Source organism: Rhizobium sp. T1470 (assembly GCF_042140505.1).
Classification (GTDB): Bacteria; Pseudomonadota; Alphaproteobacteria; order Rhizobiales; family Rhizobiaceae; genus Rhizobium; species Rhizobium favelukesii.
This window is the reverse complement of record NZ_CP148091.1, coordinates 2738162-2756228: the sequence shown is the minus strand read 5'-3', so window position 1 is coordinate 2756228 and position 18067 is coordinate 2738162. Positions and strand designations below refer to the sequence as shown.

Here is an 18067-nt window from a genome sequence, read left to right as displayed (position 1 = left end):
TGTCATACGCGGCGGCCAACTGCCGATGCTCCTTCTTTCACTGAGGATCAGGTTGATAGCGCCCGTCGTCTCGCTGACTTCATGCGCTCATACGGCTTCTGGGATGAACGAGAGTTCGTGACGCTCACCATCGGTAGCTCGGAGTTCGTCATCGTCGACATCGGTATGCGGATGCTCACCCCGCGCGAGCTCTACAACGCTCAAGGCTTCCCGACAGACTACAGGATCGACAGCGACCTCAACGGCCGGCCATTCCCGAAGAACGTTCAGGTGTCGTGCGTGGGCAACTCGGTATGTCCGCCGGTCGCCGCCGCAATCGTCGGAGCAAATTGCCAGCACCTCGTCCAGTACCAGGAGGCAGCCGAATGAACGAGTTCTCGATCGGCGCTCACCCCGTTCCCGGCGGCTTCGTCGCCTGGTTCCGAAAGGGGGATGGCTCCCGGGGCTTTCATTTCGGCCGCTGACATCGAGGCTCATGACTTCTCCTGGGCCGCAGAGCAGAACGAACGTCGCAAGCAGAGACAAGCTCGCCGAAATCAGACGGCATAAAGGTCTGATAACATCTGGCTAGGTCTCTCCGAGTGGTTCGCCCTACAGTGATCGACGAGCTCAAAGTTCGAGGCAAGACCAAGTTCGCTCAAGCGGTTCGTCGTACATATCCTTCAAAAACATGGATTCTCGCCTCTTCTCTTTCCAACAGGCGAGTATAGTTTCATCCTGTCATGGGCTGTCCCTTGACCTTTCTGCGCAGCGCTTGAACAACGTGACCTTTTGGGGACATGGGATGCTACCGCCGCTTAGCTGTTTCAGCAGGTCCGAACCCGGAACTGACACCGATTTATTTGGGATCGGAAGGTTTCGGCGGTCAGGCCTTTTAGGATGCTCAATTTGGAGAGTTCCCATGATCCGCTTGCACAAGCCAATAGCCGCTTTCGCTTTTCTCTTGCTCGCCGCAATCAGTTCGTCATGTACCCCCGGTGGGCCGGGGGCCCGCTCGCTGAACGAACCTTTGAACATCGCCTGCGCAGATGGCTTCAAGGCCAGAGGCGACGGCTCATGCAGCTTTTAAGATCCGAGGTAAATGCAATATCGCCCGCGGCTGCCCGCCGATCTGAGAGACCACGGCTTTGGGCCTTGGGACAGCGGTCGAGCCGGGAGGGTAGCCCGGCAACAATTCGAGGCAACGCCTCAAGACTGAACTAGTACCGCGCCACAGAGATTATGACGGGTTGGGTTATCGTAGAATGGGCAAGTCTTCTGGTGGGATGAGAAGTTGGATGCTGCGTGCTGCGCCTGGCACGCGGGATATAAATCCTGCCTTCTCGAGGGTCAGCACCATCTGGTGAACAGACGGAGCCGTAACGGCGAAGTGGCGACGCATGTCGGCTTCGGCCGGAGGCTGTTTGAAGATGCGGCTGTAGGCGTAGATGAAGGCCAGGTACTGGCCTTGGACTTGCGTAAGGCCATGTCTTGCCGTTGCGGCTTGCGGGTCAAGTGAGGGACTCATTTTCGGATTCATCTGCGTCTCCGCGCTGAAGGAGGTGTCGATGAATATAAAGTTTCACGTAGAGCTTAGCCAATCGGAACGTGATCAACTGGCCGTTTTGTTGAGCGGGGGACGCCATGCGTCGCGCAAGATCAAGCGCGCCCAGATCCTGGTGGCGGCGGACGAAGGCTTCAGCGACGAGGTGATCGCGGCAACCTTGAACGTCAGCGGATCGACGATTTACCGGACCAAGCGCCGGTTTGTGGAAGCCAATCTGGAAGGCGCGCTCAGTGAAGAACCGCGCCCGGGTGTTGAGCGCAAGCTATCGAGCAAGGAGGAGGCGCTGTTGGTGGCGACCGCCTGCTCAAAGCCGCCGCCCGGGCGAGCCCGCTGGACCCTGGAGCTTCTGGCCGATGAGATGGTCCGACTCACCGATCATGACGAGTTGTCCTCGGAGACCGTACGTCGCCGGCTGGCTGAGAATCATCTCAAACCTTGGCGCAAAGACATGTGGTGCATCCCAAAGCTCGATGGGGAATACGTCGCGCGCATGGAGGATGTTCTCGACCTCTACGCAGAGACGCCTGATGTTGGTTTCCACGCAGAACTGAGCCGGTTAGGCGCATAATTTCCATTGAGAATTGAGCCATGTGAACCTTCCCCCCAACGCGGTGAGCGACGGGGGCCACGGAGTGATCCACATGGGACTTTTAAACATCATCCGTCGGATGGCGCTGCGCGAGAAGCAGTCGATCCGCGAGATCAGCCGGCGCACTGGGCTGTCACGCAACACGATCGCGAAGTATTTGAGCGCTGGTACGATCGAGCCGACGTTCACGGTACCGGAACGTCCGAGCAAGCTCGATCCTTTTGCCGACAAACTTGCTGGCTGGCTGAAGACCGAGGCCGGGAGGTCGCGCAAGCAGCGCCGAACGCTGAAGCAGCTTCATGCGGATCTGGTGGTTCTCGGCTTTACCGGCTCCTATGGTCGGGTCGCCGCGTTCGCCCGCGACTGGCGGGCTGAGCAGCTGACAGCGGGCCGCGGCATATTCGTTCCGCTGTCTTTCCGCCCAGGCGAGGCATTCCAGTTCGATTGGAGTGAGGACTATGCCGTGATCGGCGGCGAGCGCACGAAGCTTCAGGTCGCACATATCAAGTTGTCGCACAGTCGGGCCTTTCTGGTCAGGGCCTACCTGCTGCAAACGCACGAGATGCTCTTCGACGCCCACTGGCACGGCTTCCGTGTGTTCGGCGGCGTACCTGGTCGCGGCATCTACGATAACATGAAGACGGCGGTCGATCGTGTCGGTCGCGGCAAAGAGCGGCAGGTCAACATCCGTTTCCTCGCGATGACGAACCACTACGTCTTTGCGCCAGAGTTCTGCAATCCCTCTGCCGGCTGGGAGAAGGGGCAGGTCGAGAAGAACGTCCAGGATGCTCGCCCACGACTGTGGCAACAGATGCCTGACTTCCCGGATTTGGCGGTATTGAATGCTTGGCTGGAACAGCATTGCCAGGACCTGTGGCGGGAGACGGCGCATGGCACCTTGCCCGGCACAATCGCAGATGTTTGGGCTGATGAGCGGGCAGCATTAATGGCACTGCCACCCGCATTTGACGGCTTCGTTGAGCAGAGCAAGCGCGTCTCACCGACATGCCTGATCACCTTCGAGCGCAATCGTTACAGTGTGCCAGCATCGTTTGCGAACCGGCCTGTCAGCCTGCGCATTTATCCCGAGAGACTGGTCGTTGCGGCCGAGGGCAATATCCTATGCGAGCATGAGCGGGTCATTGAGCGGAGCCACGATAAGCCGCCACGAACGATTTACGACTGGCGACATTACCTTGCCGTCATCCAGCGCAAACCCGGTGCCTTGCGCAATGGTGCGCCCTTCCTGGAATTGCCGCTGGCCTTCAGACAGTTGCAAGATCAGATGCTTCGCCGCCCCGGCGGTGATCGTGAGATGGCCGACATCCTCGCTCTGGTGCTTCATCACGACGAACAGGTCGTCGTCAGGGCCGTGGAACTGGCTCTGGATCAAGGCGTGGCGACCAAAACGCATGTGTTGAACCTGCTGCATCGGCTGATTGATGGCAAGACGACCGACGGTCCCGACATCGATACGCCACAGGCACTGACCCTGCTGCGCGAACCCAAGGCCAATGTAGAACGCTACGATGGCTTGCGGGTCCGGATCGTAGGAGGTCGTCATGCGTCATGACCCCGCAAGTGCTGCCGTCGTCATCATGCTGCGTAGCCTGAAGATGTATGGCATGGCCCAGGCCGTCACGGACCTGATCGAGCAAGGTGCTCCCGCCTTCGATGCGGCCGTGCCAATCTTGTCCCAGTTGCTGAAAGCCGAGATGGCCGAGCGTGAGGTCCGCTCGATTGCCTATCACATGAAGGCTGCTCGCTTCCCAGCCTACAAAGACATCTCCGGATACGACTTCGCCGCCAGCGAGATCAACGAGGCCACCGTGCGCCAACTGCACCGATGCGAGTTCATGGATGGGGCGCAGAACGTTGTCCTTATCGGTGGCCCTGGCACTGGAAAAACGCATGTCGCGACCGCTCTTGGAATCCAAGCCATCGAGCATCATCGCCGAAAGGTCCGCTTCTTCTCGACCATCGAACTGGTCAATGCTCTCGAGCAGGAGAAGGCTAAAGGCAAGGCGGGCCAGATCGCGGAGACCTTGGTCCGCCTCGATCTGCTCATCCTGGACGAGTTGGGATACCTGCCGTTCAGCGCCTCAGGCGGAGCACTACTCTTCCACCTGTTAAGCAAGCTCTACGAGCGGACCAGCGTCGTGATTACCACCAACCTCAGCTTCAGCGAGTGGGCAACCGTCTTCGGCGACGCCAAGATGACGACCGCTCTGCTCGATCGTTTGACCCACCGTTGCCATATCCTGGAAACCGGTAACGACAGCTTCCGCTTCAAAGCCAGCTCGGCTGCCGCAGCACAGAAGAAAGGAGAAAAAGCCAATCCCTTGACCAAATCCTGATCAGAAAACCATACTTAGAGGTGGCTCACTTCTTGGTGGAAAAACCGGCTCAGTTCCGCGTGGAAACCAACACGCGATCAATCGTCGCGGCGCTCATCTGCAATAACAGAGCCCGAACCCGGTCATCCAGGTTGAGGTGTCCGTGCCGCTCCATGGAGATGACCAGCGTCGGGAGCAGCGCCTTTAGCCGCTTTCCACAAACACGGTCGGACGACTCCCACAACACGATAAGCGCTTGGCGGGCGGCTTCGTCATAGATCCGAGGACGTGGTCGAGACGCGACTTGATTATGTGTGCCGCGGAGTAACCGCATCGCATGTTTCCGGTGCATGCCGCTGATCGCAACGAACTGATCGAGAATGCGCGATTTTTCCTCTCGGCTGCCTTGGAGGTAGCGCTTTGCTAAAGCTGCAATCAATTCTTTCTTGGTCGTCACGCTGATGTGCCTCATCTGATTTGCTCCGCACCCACAAATGCTGGGAGCAAATCAGATGAGGCAACGGCCAATAATCAAGGAGCATTTTTGGCGAGGCAATGCGGCGTCTCATCCTGATCGTCGCGCTATACGTGTGGGCATATCGGGGGCTCCTCGCCACAATGCATCACGACGAGTTCGGTTGAGAGTTGCGCCTTGCAAGCGCGTTGAATTCAGCCGTCTGAGATGACGGCCACGGCAAAGCCTAGCGAGCAGCCGTGTACTGAGTCTTGCGTGGTGTCCGGTAACGGCCGCTGCGAAGCGTAGACAAGGAGATTGTAGGCCGGAACATACGTGAACGGATAGATAGCCCCGAAATCGAACGTGATCGGAGTAGCCGACCCTGTCTCTCAAAGGGGAAGGCGGAATCGCAGGCCGCGTCTTTGCGAGTGGTCCAAGGTGCTCCCGGGGTTCGTACCGCCAGCATGCAATCGAAGGATTTGACGTGAACAAGGGAGATCCAACCGGTTCAAGCGCAAGCTTGTAGGACCTGCCAAGCCGATGAGGCGAGAAGGGGCTGATGACCGGGTGGAAGTCAGACTGACTGATAGTACTCCGAGGTCGGGAGAGCCGGCCACATGGGGAAGCGGTCAGCGGTAGTTGAAATGTTTTTGGGCAACATGGGCTCCATTCAACGGGAGACACGGCCTTTCATGCAAAGGGAAGATCAGCTGACCATGGAAACGGGACTTGAACATATAGCAGCGAAAGCTCGGTGTGAGCCGAAACTCCGCTTTACGTCGCTTGCCCATCACATCACGCGCGAACGGGTGCAGAGGAATCTGTTGAGGATTCCGCAGCGCTCGGCCGCCGGGGTGGATGGTCAGACGGTGAAGGCGGCGAAGGAGAGCTTTGGAGAATGGATAGAGCCGATGCTCCAATCCATTCACCGCCAGGGATATCGCGCGCCGGCAGTGCTGCGCGTTTACATCCCCAAGCCCGGCAAGACGGAGAAGCGCCCGCTCGGGGTGCCAACTGTTTCGGACCGGGCGCTTCAGCGCAGCACAGCTGCGGTGCTGTCGGCGATCTACGAGCAGGACTTCTTGCCCTGCTCGTTCGGCGGCAGGCCGCATCTTAGCGCTCATCATGCCCTGTCGACCCTCAACGAGGCAATCTGCGGCGGCCGGACGAGCTGGGTGCTGGAGGCGGACTTGAAGGACTATTTTGGGAGTCTGTCGCATGAGTGGCTGCTCCGGTTTGTCGAGCATCGAGTCGGGGATCCGCGCGTGATCAGCTTGATCAGGCGCTGGCTGAAAGCAGGCGTCCTTGAGGACGGGGCTGTCCACCCGAGTGATGAAGGAACTCCTCAAGGAGGGTCGATCAGCGTTTTGCTGAGCAACGTTTATCTCCATTATGTGCTCGACCTCTGGTTCGAGCGCGTGGTGAAGGTCCAGCTCAAGGGCGAAGCCCGGCTGGTGCGTTATATCGACGACTTCGTGATCTGTTTCCAACATCAATCGGATGCGCTCCGCGTCGAGGACGCTCTCCGTCATCGTTTGGGGAAGTTTGGCCTCACTCTTGAGCCGAGCAAGACCAAGTTGGTCGAGTTTGGTCGGTTTGCTCAGAGAGATGCGAGCAAACGCGGCAGAAATCGCCCGGAGACGATCTACTTTCTGGGCATGACGCTGTACTGCTCGCGGAACCAAAAGGGTAACTTCAAGGTCGGGATGCGCACGGAGAAGTCTCGGCTTCGACGTAGTCTCTCGTCTCTGCAGGAGCTGATGCGGCAAGTTCGACATTACGTCATCAGGGACCAGGTCAGCGAAATCAACGCTGCTCTTCGTGGCCACTACGCCTATTATGGCATCGCCGGAAACCTTCGGTCGCTGCTCAAGGTGTATCGGGCCACGGAACGGTACTGGTGCCGAATGTTACGCAGCCGCAGCCGAGATGGTGGCCGCCTCACATGGGACACTTTCAACCAGATCAAAGAACGGAACCCGCTGCTGCGACCCAAGCTGCGGCTTCCTTACGGGAAGCTGCAAGCACTCGCGGTGCTGTGAAGCTGCCGAAGAGCGTAGTGCGGGAAATCCGCACGCTACGTTCTGTGGGAACCGGGGGCGGGTGACTGCCTCCGGTGACCCAGTGCCTTGTAAGTCGGGCGGGAGGTAGCGATGAGCGCATGGAGGCTGTTCTGAAAACGATTGCGACGATGCTGTTTGGTGCCGTCACGGTGGTTGGGGCCTGTTTCATCGGAGCCGCGGCCGCTACCTACATTCTCGCCATGCCTGAAGGGCAGCACTTTGCAAACCTGGATGCACCGGACCTTTGGACCTCGGTTCCCGAGCCGGTGGATCCCAGGAGCCAGAAATTCGAACGGGTCGAGGCCCTTGTCTCGGCAGCCTATCCCATTAAACCGACAGCGCCCAAGTCCAGGGCGAACCTTGCGGCCAATTCCGCGTCCGATGGCGTATCGTCAGATGCCGCCGAGGCGTCGCTACGGCGTGAGCACGGAGAATGGTGCGTGTCTCGGTACCGGTCCTGCGATCCGGCCGGTGACACCTATCGCGCCTACAGCGGCCAAATTCGCACCTGCGTGTCTCCATTCGCCGCTCCATCCATGGAAGTCACGGGGTCGGTGAGTGGGAGCGCGGGCCACGCCGCGTGGTGTTCTGCGCGTTATGCCTCTTATCGGGTGGACGATAATACATACCAGCCATATAGCGGTCCGAGGCGCGAATGCATCTCGCCATTTCCCGGGGACGCGAGTGCCGAGACTGCTAGCCGATGAGACTATTCCGTGGAGCTTGAGCGAGGGACATTTCCCTGCAGGGAGACGCTACTATGGGAACCAACAGCCTGTAGCCGCGTTCTAGACACAGTTCCAAGGCGATTCTCACACTGCGCCTTGGCCTTTCCAAATGTCCCTGTCATTTGCCCCGCGTCCTGCGGGGCTCCTTTCTGCCTCCGGAGGGAGGATCCACCATGTCTCAAAAGCGCTACAGCCGCCGCGACGAACCGTTGCATTCCAAGGATCTGTCGGTCTGCCACCGCGTGCTTGATCACATCCGCAACGAACAGGGGATCGAAGCCTCCTCGGATGAGTCCGAGCGGATTGCCTCAATCATCATCGAGTTCTATCGGCAGGGAGTCCAGGACGAGAAGCAGTTGCGCGCGCTGATCGACGTGGCGCGCGGGCTCACACATCGACCTGCGTAGACAATACGAACAACGGTCAGGAACAGAAGCGAACCAGCGGCGGTTTTATCCAGGTCGTGTCGCCTTCGCTAGGCACGTTGTTGAGATGTCACGATATTGAGCCCCGTCAACACCGCGGGGCTTTTTCTTCTGCGGTTGTTCCATCGGGAGGGGTGTCACTTGTAGGACTTAGGTCCTATAGGACCCCAAACGCGTGAACCATACACGGGCCTGGGGCGTTGAATCTCCAGAGAAAGGAGACTGACCATGAAACGGTTGATTCTCGCAGTGGCCGGCCTCGCAGCAGTACTGATGAGTGCTCCTGCCGACGCGCAAGGTGTATATTTCGAGTTCGGTTCCGGCGGCCCGAGGTACTATGACGATCCGCCACCACCGCGCTATTACCGATACGGCCCAAGGTACCGTAACTATGACCGCCAACGCTACGCCTACCGCGACGTGTGCTGGACGGTGCCTTACCAGCATCGAAGCCATAATCACTACATCACTCGGTACAGAACGGTTTGCCGATAGAGACCAGCCTCGCGTGTGAAGCGGGCTCTTCTCGTTCCTTCATGGCTGGCACGCCATTCCGTCCTTGAGCCCTGGCGGCCAGCTGATTTCTCCGCCAGGTTTCCGTCTCACCGATACAGGGGCGGCTTTTGGGGGATTTCAACGGCGGCGCGGGTGCCCGTCTTCCAGGCCTGAAGGCAGGCCTTTGTCACCAGCATCGCCATATGGCCGTCCCATGCGCTTGAGCCTGATGGCTTCTGTGTGAGAATGCCTGCCGTCCAGGCTTCCAACTGCGCACGATAGGCCTGCCGGAACCGTGGCCGCCAATCGGCAGGCGTTCGGAATCCGTCGTGGCCTTTGGCGCGCAGCGTCGTCGCCGGGCTTGGGTCGAGAGCAACGGTTCCATCCTCGCAGACAAGTTCAGCCCGCACGTCGTATCCGTACTGCGCGTCGGTGAAGACCTCGATGTCGACCACCACACCCGATCCGGTCTGCAGCAGAATGAACTGCGGCTGCCTGTTCGGGGCGTTTCGAGTTGCCGGAGGGCTGGCGACGATCGCCGAGGTGATCTCGTCGTCAAGAAGGTACCGCGCGATGTCGAACTCGTGGCCGGCGGAATTGGCAATCACCAATTCGGATGTGAGGTAATCCGGCCCGACGGCGTTTCGGTGAACACAGTGCAAGAACAGCGGTCGCCCGAGTTCGCCGGAGGCAAGCGCCTGTTTCATCTCCCTGTAGCCTGCATCGAAACGCCGCATGAAACCAACCTGCACGAGACGACGGCCAGCTGCGACTTCGGCTCGAACGATTGCCTCGGCATCCTCCAGGCTTCCTGCCAGCGGTTTTTCGACGAGGACGGGCTTTCGGGCGGCAATTGCCTTCAACGCTAGCGACCCATGGGTGCCGTCTGGTGAGCAGACCATCACGGCATCGATGTCGGGATCGCCGATCAGTGTGTCCGCGTCCGCAATGGCCCGTACACCAAGGGATGCGGCAATCGTTTCGGCTCGACTGCGATCGAAATCCTGAACGGCAACCAGCCTGGCATTCGCAACGCCCTCGGCAAGAATAGCCGCGTGATCGGCACCCATAACGCCGGTTCCGATGATACCGATCCTGATCTCTTTCATTGACCCTCCCATTCGAAAATCGCCACCCTGCCTCCCGGGCAAGTCTATGACCGCGACAGGAGAGATTTCAAGCTCACTGCAGGCGATGACAACGCGTCTGGCGCGGGTTTGGCGCGCTGTGTGATCAACATCTCGGCAATCTTGATGTCCCGGGCAATCCGATTGCCGCGTCCCCAACCGCTCGCCGCCAGCAGCCGATGATCGTCGGCGAGATGGAACAGGATCACCGTCTCCTCGTCGATCTGCCGAATGATCGTGCTTGTCGCTTCATTGGCTAAGCCTTCGATTTGCAGCGAGAAATCGTATTGGTCCGACCAGAACCAGGGAATGATCTCGTAGGGCTTTTTCGCGCCCAGCATATTGGCCGACGCGTGCACACCCTGATCCTGCGCGTTGCGCCATGCTTCCAGACGGATCCTCTTGCCTTCGTAGGGAAACGAGCAGCAATCCCCGGCGGCGAAGATTGCCGGATCGTTGGTTTGGAGTGCGACGTCGACGGCAATGCCGTTCTCGACCGAGAGCCCTGCCTGACGTGCGAGTTCGCACCGGGGTTCGGCGCCGATCCCGACGACCAGGCTCGTCGCGTCGAGAATTTCGCCGCCGTTCACGTAGAGGGTGACGCCCGCCGCATGCGCTGCGACTTGTCCGACGCTTGTACCGCAAAGGATGCGTACGCCATGCGCCTCGTGGAGCGCATGAACGTTGGCTGCGATTTCCTCCGGTACCGCCCGCATCAAGATGCGCGGCAGCGCTTCGATGACCGTGACCTCGAGGCCCCTTTTCCTGGCCGCTGCCGCCAGCTCCAAACCAATGAAGCCGGCGCCGATGATCGCCAGGTGCCCTCCGGCGACAAGACGTTGCGACAGGCGCTGCGCGTCGTCATGCGTGCGCAAATAGAAAACATGGTCCATGCCTTCCACGGAGGAGAGCCGTCGAGGGGACGAACCTGTCGCGAGCAGCAATTTGTCATAGGAAACGCGGCGTCCGCTCGCCAATTGCACGGAGTGGCTTTCACGGTCCAGTCTGACAGCCGCATCGCCGGTCAGCATCGCGATCGATCGCTCTGCGAGGACGGTACTGCTGACGATGAAAGGAGGCTCGATACCCGCCGAAGACATCAGATGCTCTTTTGACAAGGGCGGACGCTCGTAGGGAAGGTGCCGTTCCTCTCCGATCAAGGTGACGCGACCATCAAATCCCTGATCGCGCAGTGCGAGCGCTGCTCTGGCGCCACACTGGCCCCCTCCGACGATGACAAATTCCTCCATCGCGCGTCACTCCAAGCCAAGATAGACGCTGCCGTCTTCCACCTTCGTTCGGTAGGTCCTGAGATTGACGCACACGGGTGCTCCGCGTGCCTCGCCGGTGCGGTAGTCAAACCTGCCGTTGTGCTTTGGACACTCGATGATGTTCTCTGTCACCAACCCGTCGGCGAGATGAACCTTTTCGTGGGAGCACATCCCATCGGTCGCGTAGAAGCTGTCATCGGGGCTCCTGTATATGGCGAAGGACTTGTCTTCGTGATCGAAACGGATCACGTCCTCATTGTCGATGTCATCGATTCCACAGGCCTTAATCCACGCGCTCATCCGATCCTCCCAAGCTTTTATTGCTTGATTGAGGCTAGGCCAAAACGCAGGCCGGCGCGGCAGAAAAAATGATCAAAAAACCTCAGACGCTGGCAGCGTGCCTCGGTACATATCCCGAAGGCAATCCGCAAAGCTGTCAGTGGTGAGCATCTGAGCGGGCCCGATAGAACGCCCGAGAGGTTGGACCACCGCGGGGCATCGGAGGGCGGCTTCAGGACGAGCGCGGAAAGGGATCGGCTCGTGATGAAAAAACGTCCTCTCTCATGGCGAGCCAGCCTACAGCCGATAATCCAGAGGACGGCGCGCCGCCGTTGCCACGGGAGCGACCGCCCGCCAGAGACTGTCTCCAGCCAAACGGCCGCCCACATACGTGGATCGTGCCTGTTATCGCGGGCGCGCGCCCTTGTGGCCGGCGCGTTCATGCCGGGTATGGGCAGGTCTTCTCGGGTGTGATTCAGCCCCGTACAAACGATACCGAACCCAGGTCGGTCCTCAATAAAGTACCACGCTTCGGATGCTTTCGCCGGAATGCATGAGCTCGAAGCCCTTGTTGATGTCTTCGAGCGGCATCGTGTGGGTGATCATCGGATCGATCTCGATCTTGCCCTGCATGTACCAATCGACGATCTTGGGCACGTCGGTGCGGCCGCGGGCGCCACCGAAGGCCGTGCCCATCCAGCTGCGGCCGGTGACCAGCTGGAACGGCCGGGTGGAGATCTCCTGGCCAGCGCCGGCAACGCCGATGACGACCGACTTGCCCCAGCCGCGGTGGCTGGCTTCCAGCGCCTGGCGCATGACCTTGGTGTTGCCGGTGCAGTCGAAGGTGTAGTCGGCGCCGCCGATCTGGTCGGCACCGCGCTTTGTCATGTTGACGAGGTAGGGCACGATGTCGTCGCCGACCTCCTTGGGATTGACGAAATGCGTCATGCCGAAGCGCTCGCCCCATTCCTTCTTGTCGTTGTTGAGATCGACGCCGATGATCATGTCGGCACCGGCAAGGCGAAGTCCCTGGATGACGTTGAGGCCGATGCCGCCGAGGCCGAAGACGATGGCGGTCGCGCCGATCTCGACCTTGGCGGTGTTGATCACCGCGCCGATGCCGGTCGTCACGCCGCAGCCGATGTAGCAGATCTTGTCGAAGGGGGCGTCGGGATTGACCTTGGCAACGGCAATCTCCGGCAGCACCGTGTAGTTGGCGAAGGTCGAGCAGCCCATGTAGTGATGGATCTTGTCCTTGCCGATCGAGAAGCGCGAGGTGCCATCCGGCATCAGGCCCTGGCCCTGGGTGGCGCGGATCGCGGTGCACAGATTGGTCTTGCGCGACAGGCAGGACGGGCATTCGCGGCATTCCGGCGTATAGAGCGGAATGACATGGTCGCCCTTCTTCACCGACGTGACGCCGGGACCGACATCGACGACGATGCCGGCGCCCTCATGGCCGAGGATTGCCGGAAACAGACCTTCCGGATCGGCGCCCGACAACGTGAAGTCGTCGGTGTGGCAGATGCCGGTCGCCTTGACCTCGACCAGCACTTCGCCGGCCCGCGGTCCCTCCAGCTGCACGGTCATCACTTCGAGCGGTTTGCCAGCTTGTACGGCAACGGCGGCGCGAACGTCCATTTGTATTCCTCCCAGATCGTTACTTACGGTCAATTGTCAGCGGTGTGTGCCCAGAGTTCTGTCACCCGCTCCTTCAGCAGCAGTGCTTCCTCCCACCGGTCGGTGGTGTCTTCGCCGTCACGGCCGGTGATGGCGTAGGGCTTTGGGCCGAGTTCACAGGTAAAGGCGAGTGTATCATCGGGCCCGGCCCGGCGGCGCCAGCTCCGAAAGCCATAGTCCCACCAGTCCATGAAGAGATCGACCCATGGCTGATGGTGAGGGAACGAGATTTCTATCTGCACCTGTTCGCGCGAGGCGACACGTCCATGGAAGGACCACGAGCTGTCGAGGATGCGCTGGATCATGGCATGGTGCTCGGCCGATACCGGCCAGGCAAATTCGCGCCCGACAAGAAAGTGTGAAAGATCGCCGAGCAGCCGGAGACCGGGACGTTGATCCAAGAGATCGAGCGTGAAGAAGAGGTCGGTCGTCATCCGGTCGCGATGCGTCTCGATATAGGCCGGAATCTTCGCCTCATCACTCAGTCGCTGCCAGCCCTCGAGCAACGGAAGACAGTCCTCGATGCGGCGAAGCCGGACGTCGGGTTGCAGACATATGTGGGCAACATCGTATTCGGCAGCGTTCTCCAGCACGGGCTTGAGATCGTCCACGCTCTTCGGGAAGCATTGACCCTCAGCCTTCAGTCCATGTGACCTTAGCAGCGAGTGCAAGCGCCTGACGTAGCCGCGGTCGAACCAATGGGCGCTCACACCGTCGAAACTTGTCTCCGCAATCCGCTCGATGCTCTCTTCAAGCGAGAGTTCCGGCTGGATGGCGCTGCGGCGCTCCATTGCCCAGAGAGACTGGAAGACGGACAGGGACTGCATCGGCGCCTCCACAGGTTCGGTTGGGGGCTAGACAGCACGAAATTGCGGTCTTGGCGAGTGTGTTCCTTGAGGTGTTCTGATCAAACACGATGACGGCTAGACGTTCTGGGCGTTGATCGTCATGAAGCGCACGGGATCGGTAATGATCTCGGTGCTGACAATGTCGAGCTTACGCAGGATCATGTCGACGGAACGGCGCGCCTGAACTTCGGGCGTCTGGTCGATGCATATGTCCATGAGGCCAGATTGCAGATGGCGCTTCTTCTTGTCCGTTAGCTCGTGGCCGACCCAGAAGACATCTTTCTGCTTTGCCCATTGTTGCAAGACGATGGCCACGCCTTCGTCGCCGCCGCCTGCCGAATAGACACCGATAATATCTTGGTTGCAGCGAAGCGCCTCGTTCAACAGTTCAGCCGATTGAAGATCGTCGTCATGACCAAACATTACCAGCGTGAAGGAATGCTGGGTAGAACCTTTCTCGGCGATATAGTCGGAAAATCCTTTGATGCGCTGGCGGTGGTTTGCGTAGGCTCCGCTATGACAGAGCGCAACGAGTCTGCCATGTCGCGCGCCGAGCATGCCGGTCATGTAATAGGCCGCACAACGACCGGCGGCGTAGTCGTCAATTCCGACGAACGGAATATCCGGATCGCAACAGGCAACGATTTGAACCACTTTTACGCCAGCGGCGCTCACCTTGCGAAGACTGGCGCTGACCCTTGCGTCATCAGGCGCACAGATGATCAGTCCGGAACGCCGGAAAGCCGGATTGGCAACGTGTCGAGCCATCCCGACAGGATCACTCTCCTTGACGAAGGTCCGGTGCAGTATGACGTTCTTGTCCAGTGATGCGGCGATCCGTTCGAAGGCTTGGTTCAGCCGTGCAAAGAAGCTCGTTTCGGGGCGGACCAGGATGACCTCTATGCGGATTGCGCCGCGGTTGAAATGCGACTGGCGCGTCCCGTACTCCAGCTTCTTGGCCGCTCGAATGACCTTTTCGATGGTCTTCTCCGTAACCCCGCCTCGGCCATTGATGACACGTTCGACGGTTGCTAATCCGAGCTTCGCCTCTCTGGCGACGTCCTTCAAAGTCACTTTGGACATGTTTGGCTCCTCCCGCCGAACTATCGGTCGGCGGCAGCACATGAGTATAGTTGCAAAATGATGAAAACACCTCAAGCAATGTGTGGGCTGACATGAGCTGCTTCGGTATTTTAAGGAATATTCGATACGGAGGCGTGGCAATGGACGATACACTTTTCGGCAAGCGCAACAAGCGTGGCGACTGGGCGCCGTTCAAACTGCTTTCCTACCCGCCTGTATTTGTGTGGCCGGTGCAGCCGATCCGATTTTTGAAGTGGGTCTTTGGCTATCCGGGATATCTGATGCCCTGGAACGTGCTCTATGCGGTCATCGGGACATTGCTCTGGCTGTATGCGACGCCGTCGCTCGAGACGATGAAGAGCTTTTCGGTCGGCTGGATCGCCTACCTTGTGATCCGCAACGCCGCCCTCGTGCTCGTCTTCTTCGGGATGTTCCATCTGCGGCTTTACATGCAACGCAAGCAGGGGACGAGCTTCAAATACAACGCGAAATGGCCGTCGGTCGGCAACGACGCGTTTCTGTTCGGAAATCAAACCATCGACAACGTCATCTGGACCTTCGCCAGCGCCGTGCCGATCTGGACGGCTTTCGAAGTGCTGACGCTCTGGGCTTTCGCCAACGGTATCATTCCCTATGTCTCGTTCGCGGACCATCCGGTCTACTGTGCCATCGTGATGTTTTCGATCCCGACGTTTCGGGACCTGCATTTCTACCTGGTTCATCGTCTGATCCACTGGCCGCCGCTCTACCATGCCATCCACAAGCTGCATCACAACAACGTCAATCCTGGCCCCTGGTCCGGTCTGGCAATGCATCCTGTCGAACACCTGCTTTATTTTTCGGGTGTGCTGATCCACTGGGTCGTGCCGTCCAACCCCGTCCATGCGATCTTTCATCTTGCGCATGCCGGCCTTGCTCCGGCCCCCGGACATGCCGGCTTCGACAAGATCGTCTTTGGCGAGGACAGCGCGATCGACACCCACGCTTACGACCACTACCTCCATCACAAGTACTTCGAATGCAACTACGCTGACGGCGTGATCCCGCTCGACAAGTGGTTCGGCACTTTCCACGACGGCTCGGCCGAGGCGCAGGAGCGGATGGACAAGCGGTTTATGGAACAGGCACGCCGGCGCCAGGAAAAGAAGGCGCGCGGACGGCAGCAGGCAAGTTGAAAGTTCGATCCTCCTCCTGAGCAAAAAGCCCGGCTATATGAACTGACCCCCGAAAGTTGGACATCAACCTTCGGGGGTTTTGCATGTCCAAATACAGCCTGGCTTTTTGCTGGCCGGAGGACCGGCGCGGCTCCCAAGATGAGGTTTTTTCATCATTATTTTCGCGGACGAGGAGTTTGAGCGCGGCTACCGTCTTGATGCGGACATCGGGTGCCGCACCATCTCTGGGAGGAGAACATGCTTAAATTCTTGAGCGCCAGCGCACTCGCACTGGTGCTTTCAACTCAAACTCATGCTGCTGAACGCATTGGCGTTTCAATGGGCACGCTGTCGAATAACTTCCAAACGCTGATCGTCAACGGCATGGACGCCTATGCCAAGTCGATCGGGGTGGAATTGCAGATCGAGGACGCGACGACTGACGTCAACAAGCAGCTCGATCAGGTCCGCAACTTTGCGACCAGCGGCGTATCCGCGATCATCGTCGATCCCGTCGATTCAGATGGCACACCCGCGCTCAGCAAGGTTGCCGAAGAGGCCGGCATTCCCCTCATCTACGTGAACGTGCAGCCCACCGATCTGTCGACGCTCGGCAAGCAGCAGGCCTTTGTCGGCTCCAACGAAATCGAATCCGGGACCCTGCAGACCAAGGAAGTCTGTCGGATGCTCGGCGGCAAGGGAAATGTCGTTATCATGATCGGTGACTTGACCAGCCAGGCAGCCCGTCAGCGGACGCAGGATGTGCACGACGTCATCAAGACACCCGAATGCAGCGGCCTCAAAGTGGTTCAGGAGCAAGTCGGAAGCTGGAGCCGAGTGAACGGTGCCGACCTGGTCTCGAATTGGCTGACGTCGGGTTTGGAATTCGATGCGGTCATCGCCAACAACGACGAAATGGCGCTGGGCGCGATTGCCGCACTCAAGAATTCAGGTGCATCGACCGACAAGATCCTCGTCGCCGGCATCGACGCCACGCCCGAGGCCCTGCAGGCAATGAAGGCCGGAGACCTCAAGGTCACCGTGTTCCAGGACGCGAAAGGGCAGGGCAAGGGATCGATTGACGCAGCAGTCAAGGCGGCGAGGGGCGAGAAACTGGATCGTGAGGTCTGGATCCCGTTCCAGCTCGTTACCCAGCGGAACATGGCTCAGTTCGAAAACCTCAACTAGCTCGGGTCGCCTCACGATCGGGCTCACGGATCACGGCGGCGCCTTGGGCTTCGCCGTGATCGCGCTGTTTCGGCAGCCCGGACAGGCGCCTGGTGCCAGTCGCGGCGGCACGAATTGCTTTCAGACAGCGTCATGCTGCAAGATACGAAGGGCAGCCATGCATCAACGGCATTGGTAAACCGCAGCGATACGCTATCTATCTCCGGCCAATACAAGGAGAAAATGATGAAGAAGATCGCGACCGTTGTTGCTGCCGCATCCCTGGTGCAAGCCCTGGCCTCGAGTGTTATCGCGGCCGATTTGGTGACCACCTACCAAGCGCCTGAGGCCGACGCGCGTGACGGTGTCAAGATCGGGATCCTGACTTGCGATATCGGTGGCGGTGTTGGTTACGTCCTCGGTTCGGCAAAATCGGTCGATTGCGTGTTTAGCCCGACCTCGGGCAGCGAGGCGCAGGATCGGTACACAGGTGCGATCCGTAAGTTGGGCGTCGATGTCGGGTTTACCACGCGCGGCCGGATTGTGTGGGCGGTGTTTGCACCGACCACGGGATACCATCATGGCTCGCTGGGCGGCCTCTACCAAGGCGCATCGGCTGAAGCGACGCTCGTTGCCGGTGTCGGTGCCAACATCCTCGTTGGCGGCACCAGTGGCTCGGTCCACTTGCAGACGCTGAGCGTGACCGGCCAGCTCGGCCTCAACGTTGCTGCAACCGGGACGTCCATGACGTTGACGCCGCAGGGCTAAGGATGTCTCGCCGGCAATCGTTTGGCGATCGTGCATAAGTCTGGCCGCATT

Annotated in this window: 16 protein-coding genes and 2 pseudogenes; 10 read left to right on the top strand and 8 right to left on the bottom strand. The window is 59.5% G+C overall.

Features of this window, described 5'->3' with window-relative positions:
* Positions 1 to 27: 27 nt before the first annotated feature.
* A pseudogene (locus WGT02_RS13905) lies at positions 28 to 369 on the top strand (DNA cytosine methyltransferase); the annotation flags it as partial.
* 865 nt (positions 370 to 1234) lie between these two features.
* Here the strand turns inward: WGT02_RS13905 and WGT02_RS13900 are convergent.
* Entirely contained in the window at positions 1235 to 1519 is a 285-nt protein-coding gene (locus tag WGT02_RS13900) for a LexA family transcriptional regulator (protein ID WP_225039569.1), read from the bottom strand.
* Positions 1520 to 1547: 28 nt separating this feature from the next.
* Here WGT02_RS13900 and WGT02_RS13895 point away from each other — a divergent pair.
* The 3 genes and pseudogenes from WGT02_RS13895 to istB all read left to right on the top strand — a co-directional run.
* Positions 1548 to 2075: pseudogene (locus WGT02_RS13895) on the top strand (IS630 family transposase); the annotation flags it as partial.
* Between the two features lie 112 nt (positions 2076 to 2187).
* Complete coding sequence (gene istA / locus WGT02_RS13890) at positions 2188 to 3708, top strand: IS21 family transposase (protein WP_208180357.1); 1521 nt, start codon at positions 2188 to 2190, stop codon at positions 3706 to 3708.
* Positions 3698 to 4492, top strand: coding sequence for an IS21-like element helper ATPase IstB (gene istB, locus WGT02_RS13885; protein WP_208245060.1), 795 nt, complete (start codon positions 3698 to 3700; stop codon positions 4490 to 4492). The genes istA and istB overlap by 11 nt, the downstream gene beginning before the upstream one ends.
* A 49-nt stretch (positions 4493 to 4541) precedes the next feature.
* Here the strand turns inward: istB and WGT02_RS13880 are convergent, their stop codons facing one another.
* Positions 4542 to 4943, bottom strand: a complete 402-nt coding sequence (locus WGT02_RS13880; protein ID WP_208250190.1) for a hypothetical protein — start codon at positions 4941 to 4943, stop codon at positions 4542 to 4544.
* Positions 4944 to 5620: 677 nt separating this feature from the next.
* Between WGT02_RS13880 and ltrA the strand changes: the two genes are divergently transcribed.
* From ltrA to WGT02_RS13865, 3 genes are all read left to right on the top strand, one after another.
* Positions 5621 to 6970, top strand: a complete 1350-nt coding sequence (gene ltrA, locus WGT02_RS13875) for a group II intron reverse transcriptase/maturase (RefSeq protein ID WP_375678400.1) — start codon at positions 5621 to 5623, stop codon at positions 6968 to 6970.
* Between the two features lie 119 nt (positions 6971 to 7089).
* Positions 7090 to 7698: a BA14K family protein gene (locus tag WGT02_RS13870; protein WP_318246550.1), complete on the top strand. Its 609-nt coding sequence runs from the start codon at positions 7090 to 7092 to the stop codon at positions 7696 to 7698.
* A 194-nt stretch (positions 7699 to 7892) separates the two neighbouring features.
* Complete coding sequence (locus WGT02_RS13865) at positions 7893 to 8126, top strand: hypothetical protein (RefSeq protein WP_024319057.1); 234 nt, start codon at positions 7893 to 7895, stop codon at positions 8124 to 8126.
* Positions 8127 to 8746: 620 nt separating this feature from the next.
* Here the strand turns inward: WGT02_RS13865 and WGT02_RS13860 are convergent.
* From WGT02_RS13860 to WGT02_RS13835, 6 genes are all read right to left on the bottom strand, one after another.
* Entirely contained in the window at positions 8747 to 9748 is a 1002-nt protein-coding gene (locus WGT02_RS13860; protein WP_208250192.1) for a Gfo/Idh/MocA family oxidoreductase, read from the bottom strand.
* Between the two features lie 44 nt (positions 9749 to 9792).
* Positions 9793 to 11016 carry an NAD(P)/FAD-dependent oxidoreductase gene (locus WGT02_RS13855; protein ID WP_208250193.1) on the bottom strand — a complete coding sequence of 408 codons (1224 nt, stop codon included), beginning with the start codon at positions 11014 to 11016 and terminating at the stop codon, positions 9793 to 9795.
* A gap of 6 nt (positions 11017 to 11022) precedes the next feature.
* Positions 11023 to 11337, bottom strand: coding sequence for a MocE family 2Fe-2S type ferredoxin (locus WGT02_RS13850; protein ID WP_024319060.1), 315 nt, complete (start codon positions 11335 to 11337; stop codon positions 11023 to 11025).
* A gap of 492 nt (positions 11338 to 11829) precedes the next feature.
* On the bottom strand, positions 11830 to 12957 hold the full coding sequence (locus WGT02_RS13845; RefSeq protein WP_024312687.1) for an S-(hydroxymethyl)glutathione dehydrogenase/class III alcohol dehydrogenase: 1128 nt from the start codon (positions 12955 to 12957) through the stop codon (positions 11830 to 11832).
* A 29-nt stretch (positions 12958 to 12986) separates the two neighbouring features.
* Complete coding sequence (locus tag WGT02_RS13840; protein WP_208250195.1) at positions 12987 to 13823, bottom strand: sugar phosphate isomerase/epimerase; 837 nt, start codon at positions 13821 to 13823, stop codon at positions 12987 to 12989.
* A 96-nt stretch (positions 13824 to 13919) separates the two neighbouring features.
* Positions 13920 to 14927: a LacI family DNA-binding transcriptional regulator gene (locus tag WGT02_RS13835; RefSeq protein ID WP_208250197.1), complete on the bottom strand. Its 1008-nt coding sequence runs from the start codon at positions 14925 to 14927 to the stop codon at positions 13920 to 13922.
* A 140-nt stretch (positions 14928 to 15067) separates the two neighbouring features.
* Here WGT02_RS13835 and WGT02_RS13830 point away from each other — a divergent pair, with 140 nt between their 5' ends.
* The 3 genes from WGT02_RS13830 to WGT02_RS13820 all read left to right on the top strand — a co-directional run bounded on the left by WGT02_RS13830 (position 15068) and on the right by WGT02_RS13820 (position 18016).
* Positions 15068 to 16102, top strand: a complete 1035-nt coding sequence (locus WGT02_RS13830; RefSeq protein WP_024318015.1) for a sterol desaturase family protein — start codon at positions 15068 to 15070, stop codon at positions 16100 to 16102.
* A 237-nt stretch (positions 16103 to 16339) separates the two neighbouring features.
* A complete protein-coding gene (locus tag WGT02_RS13825; RefSeq protein ID WP_024318016.1) occupies positions 16340 to 17269 on the top strand; it encodes a sugar ABC transporter substrate-binding protein in 930 nt (309 codons plus the stop codon).
* A gap of 225 nt (positions 17270 to 17494) precedes the next feature.
* A complete protein-coding gene (locus tag WGT02_RS13820; protein ID WP_024318017.1) occupies positions 17495 to 18016 on the top strand; it encodes a DUF992 domain-containing protein in 522 nt (173 codons plus the stop codon).
* The last annotated feature ends 51 nt before the right edge of the window (positions 18017 to 18067 follow it).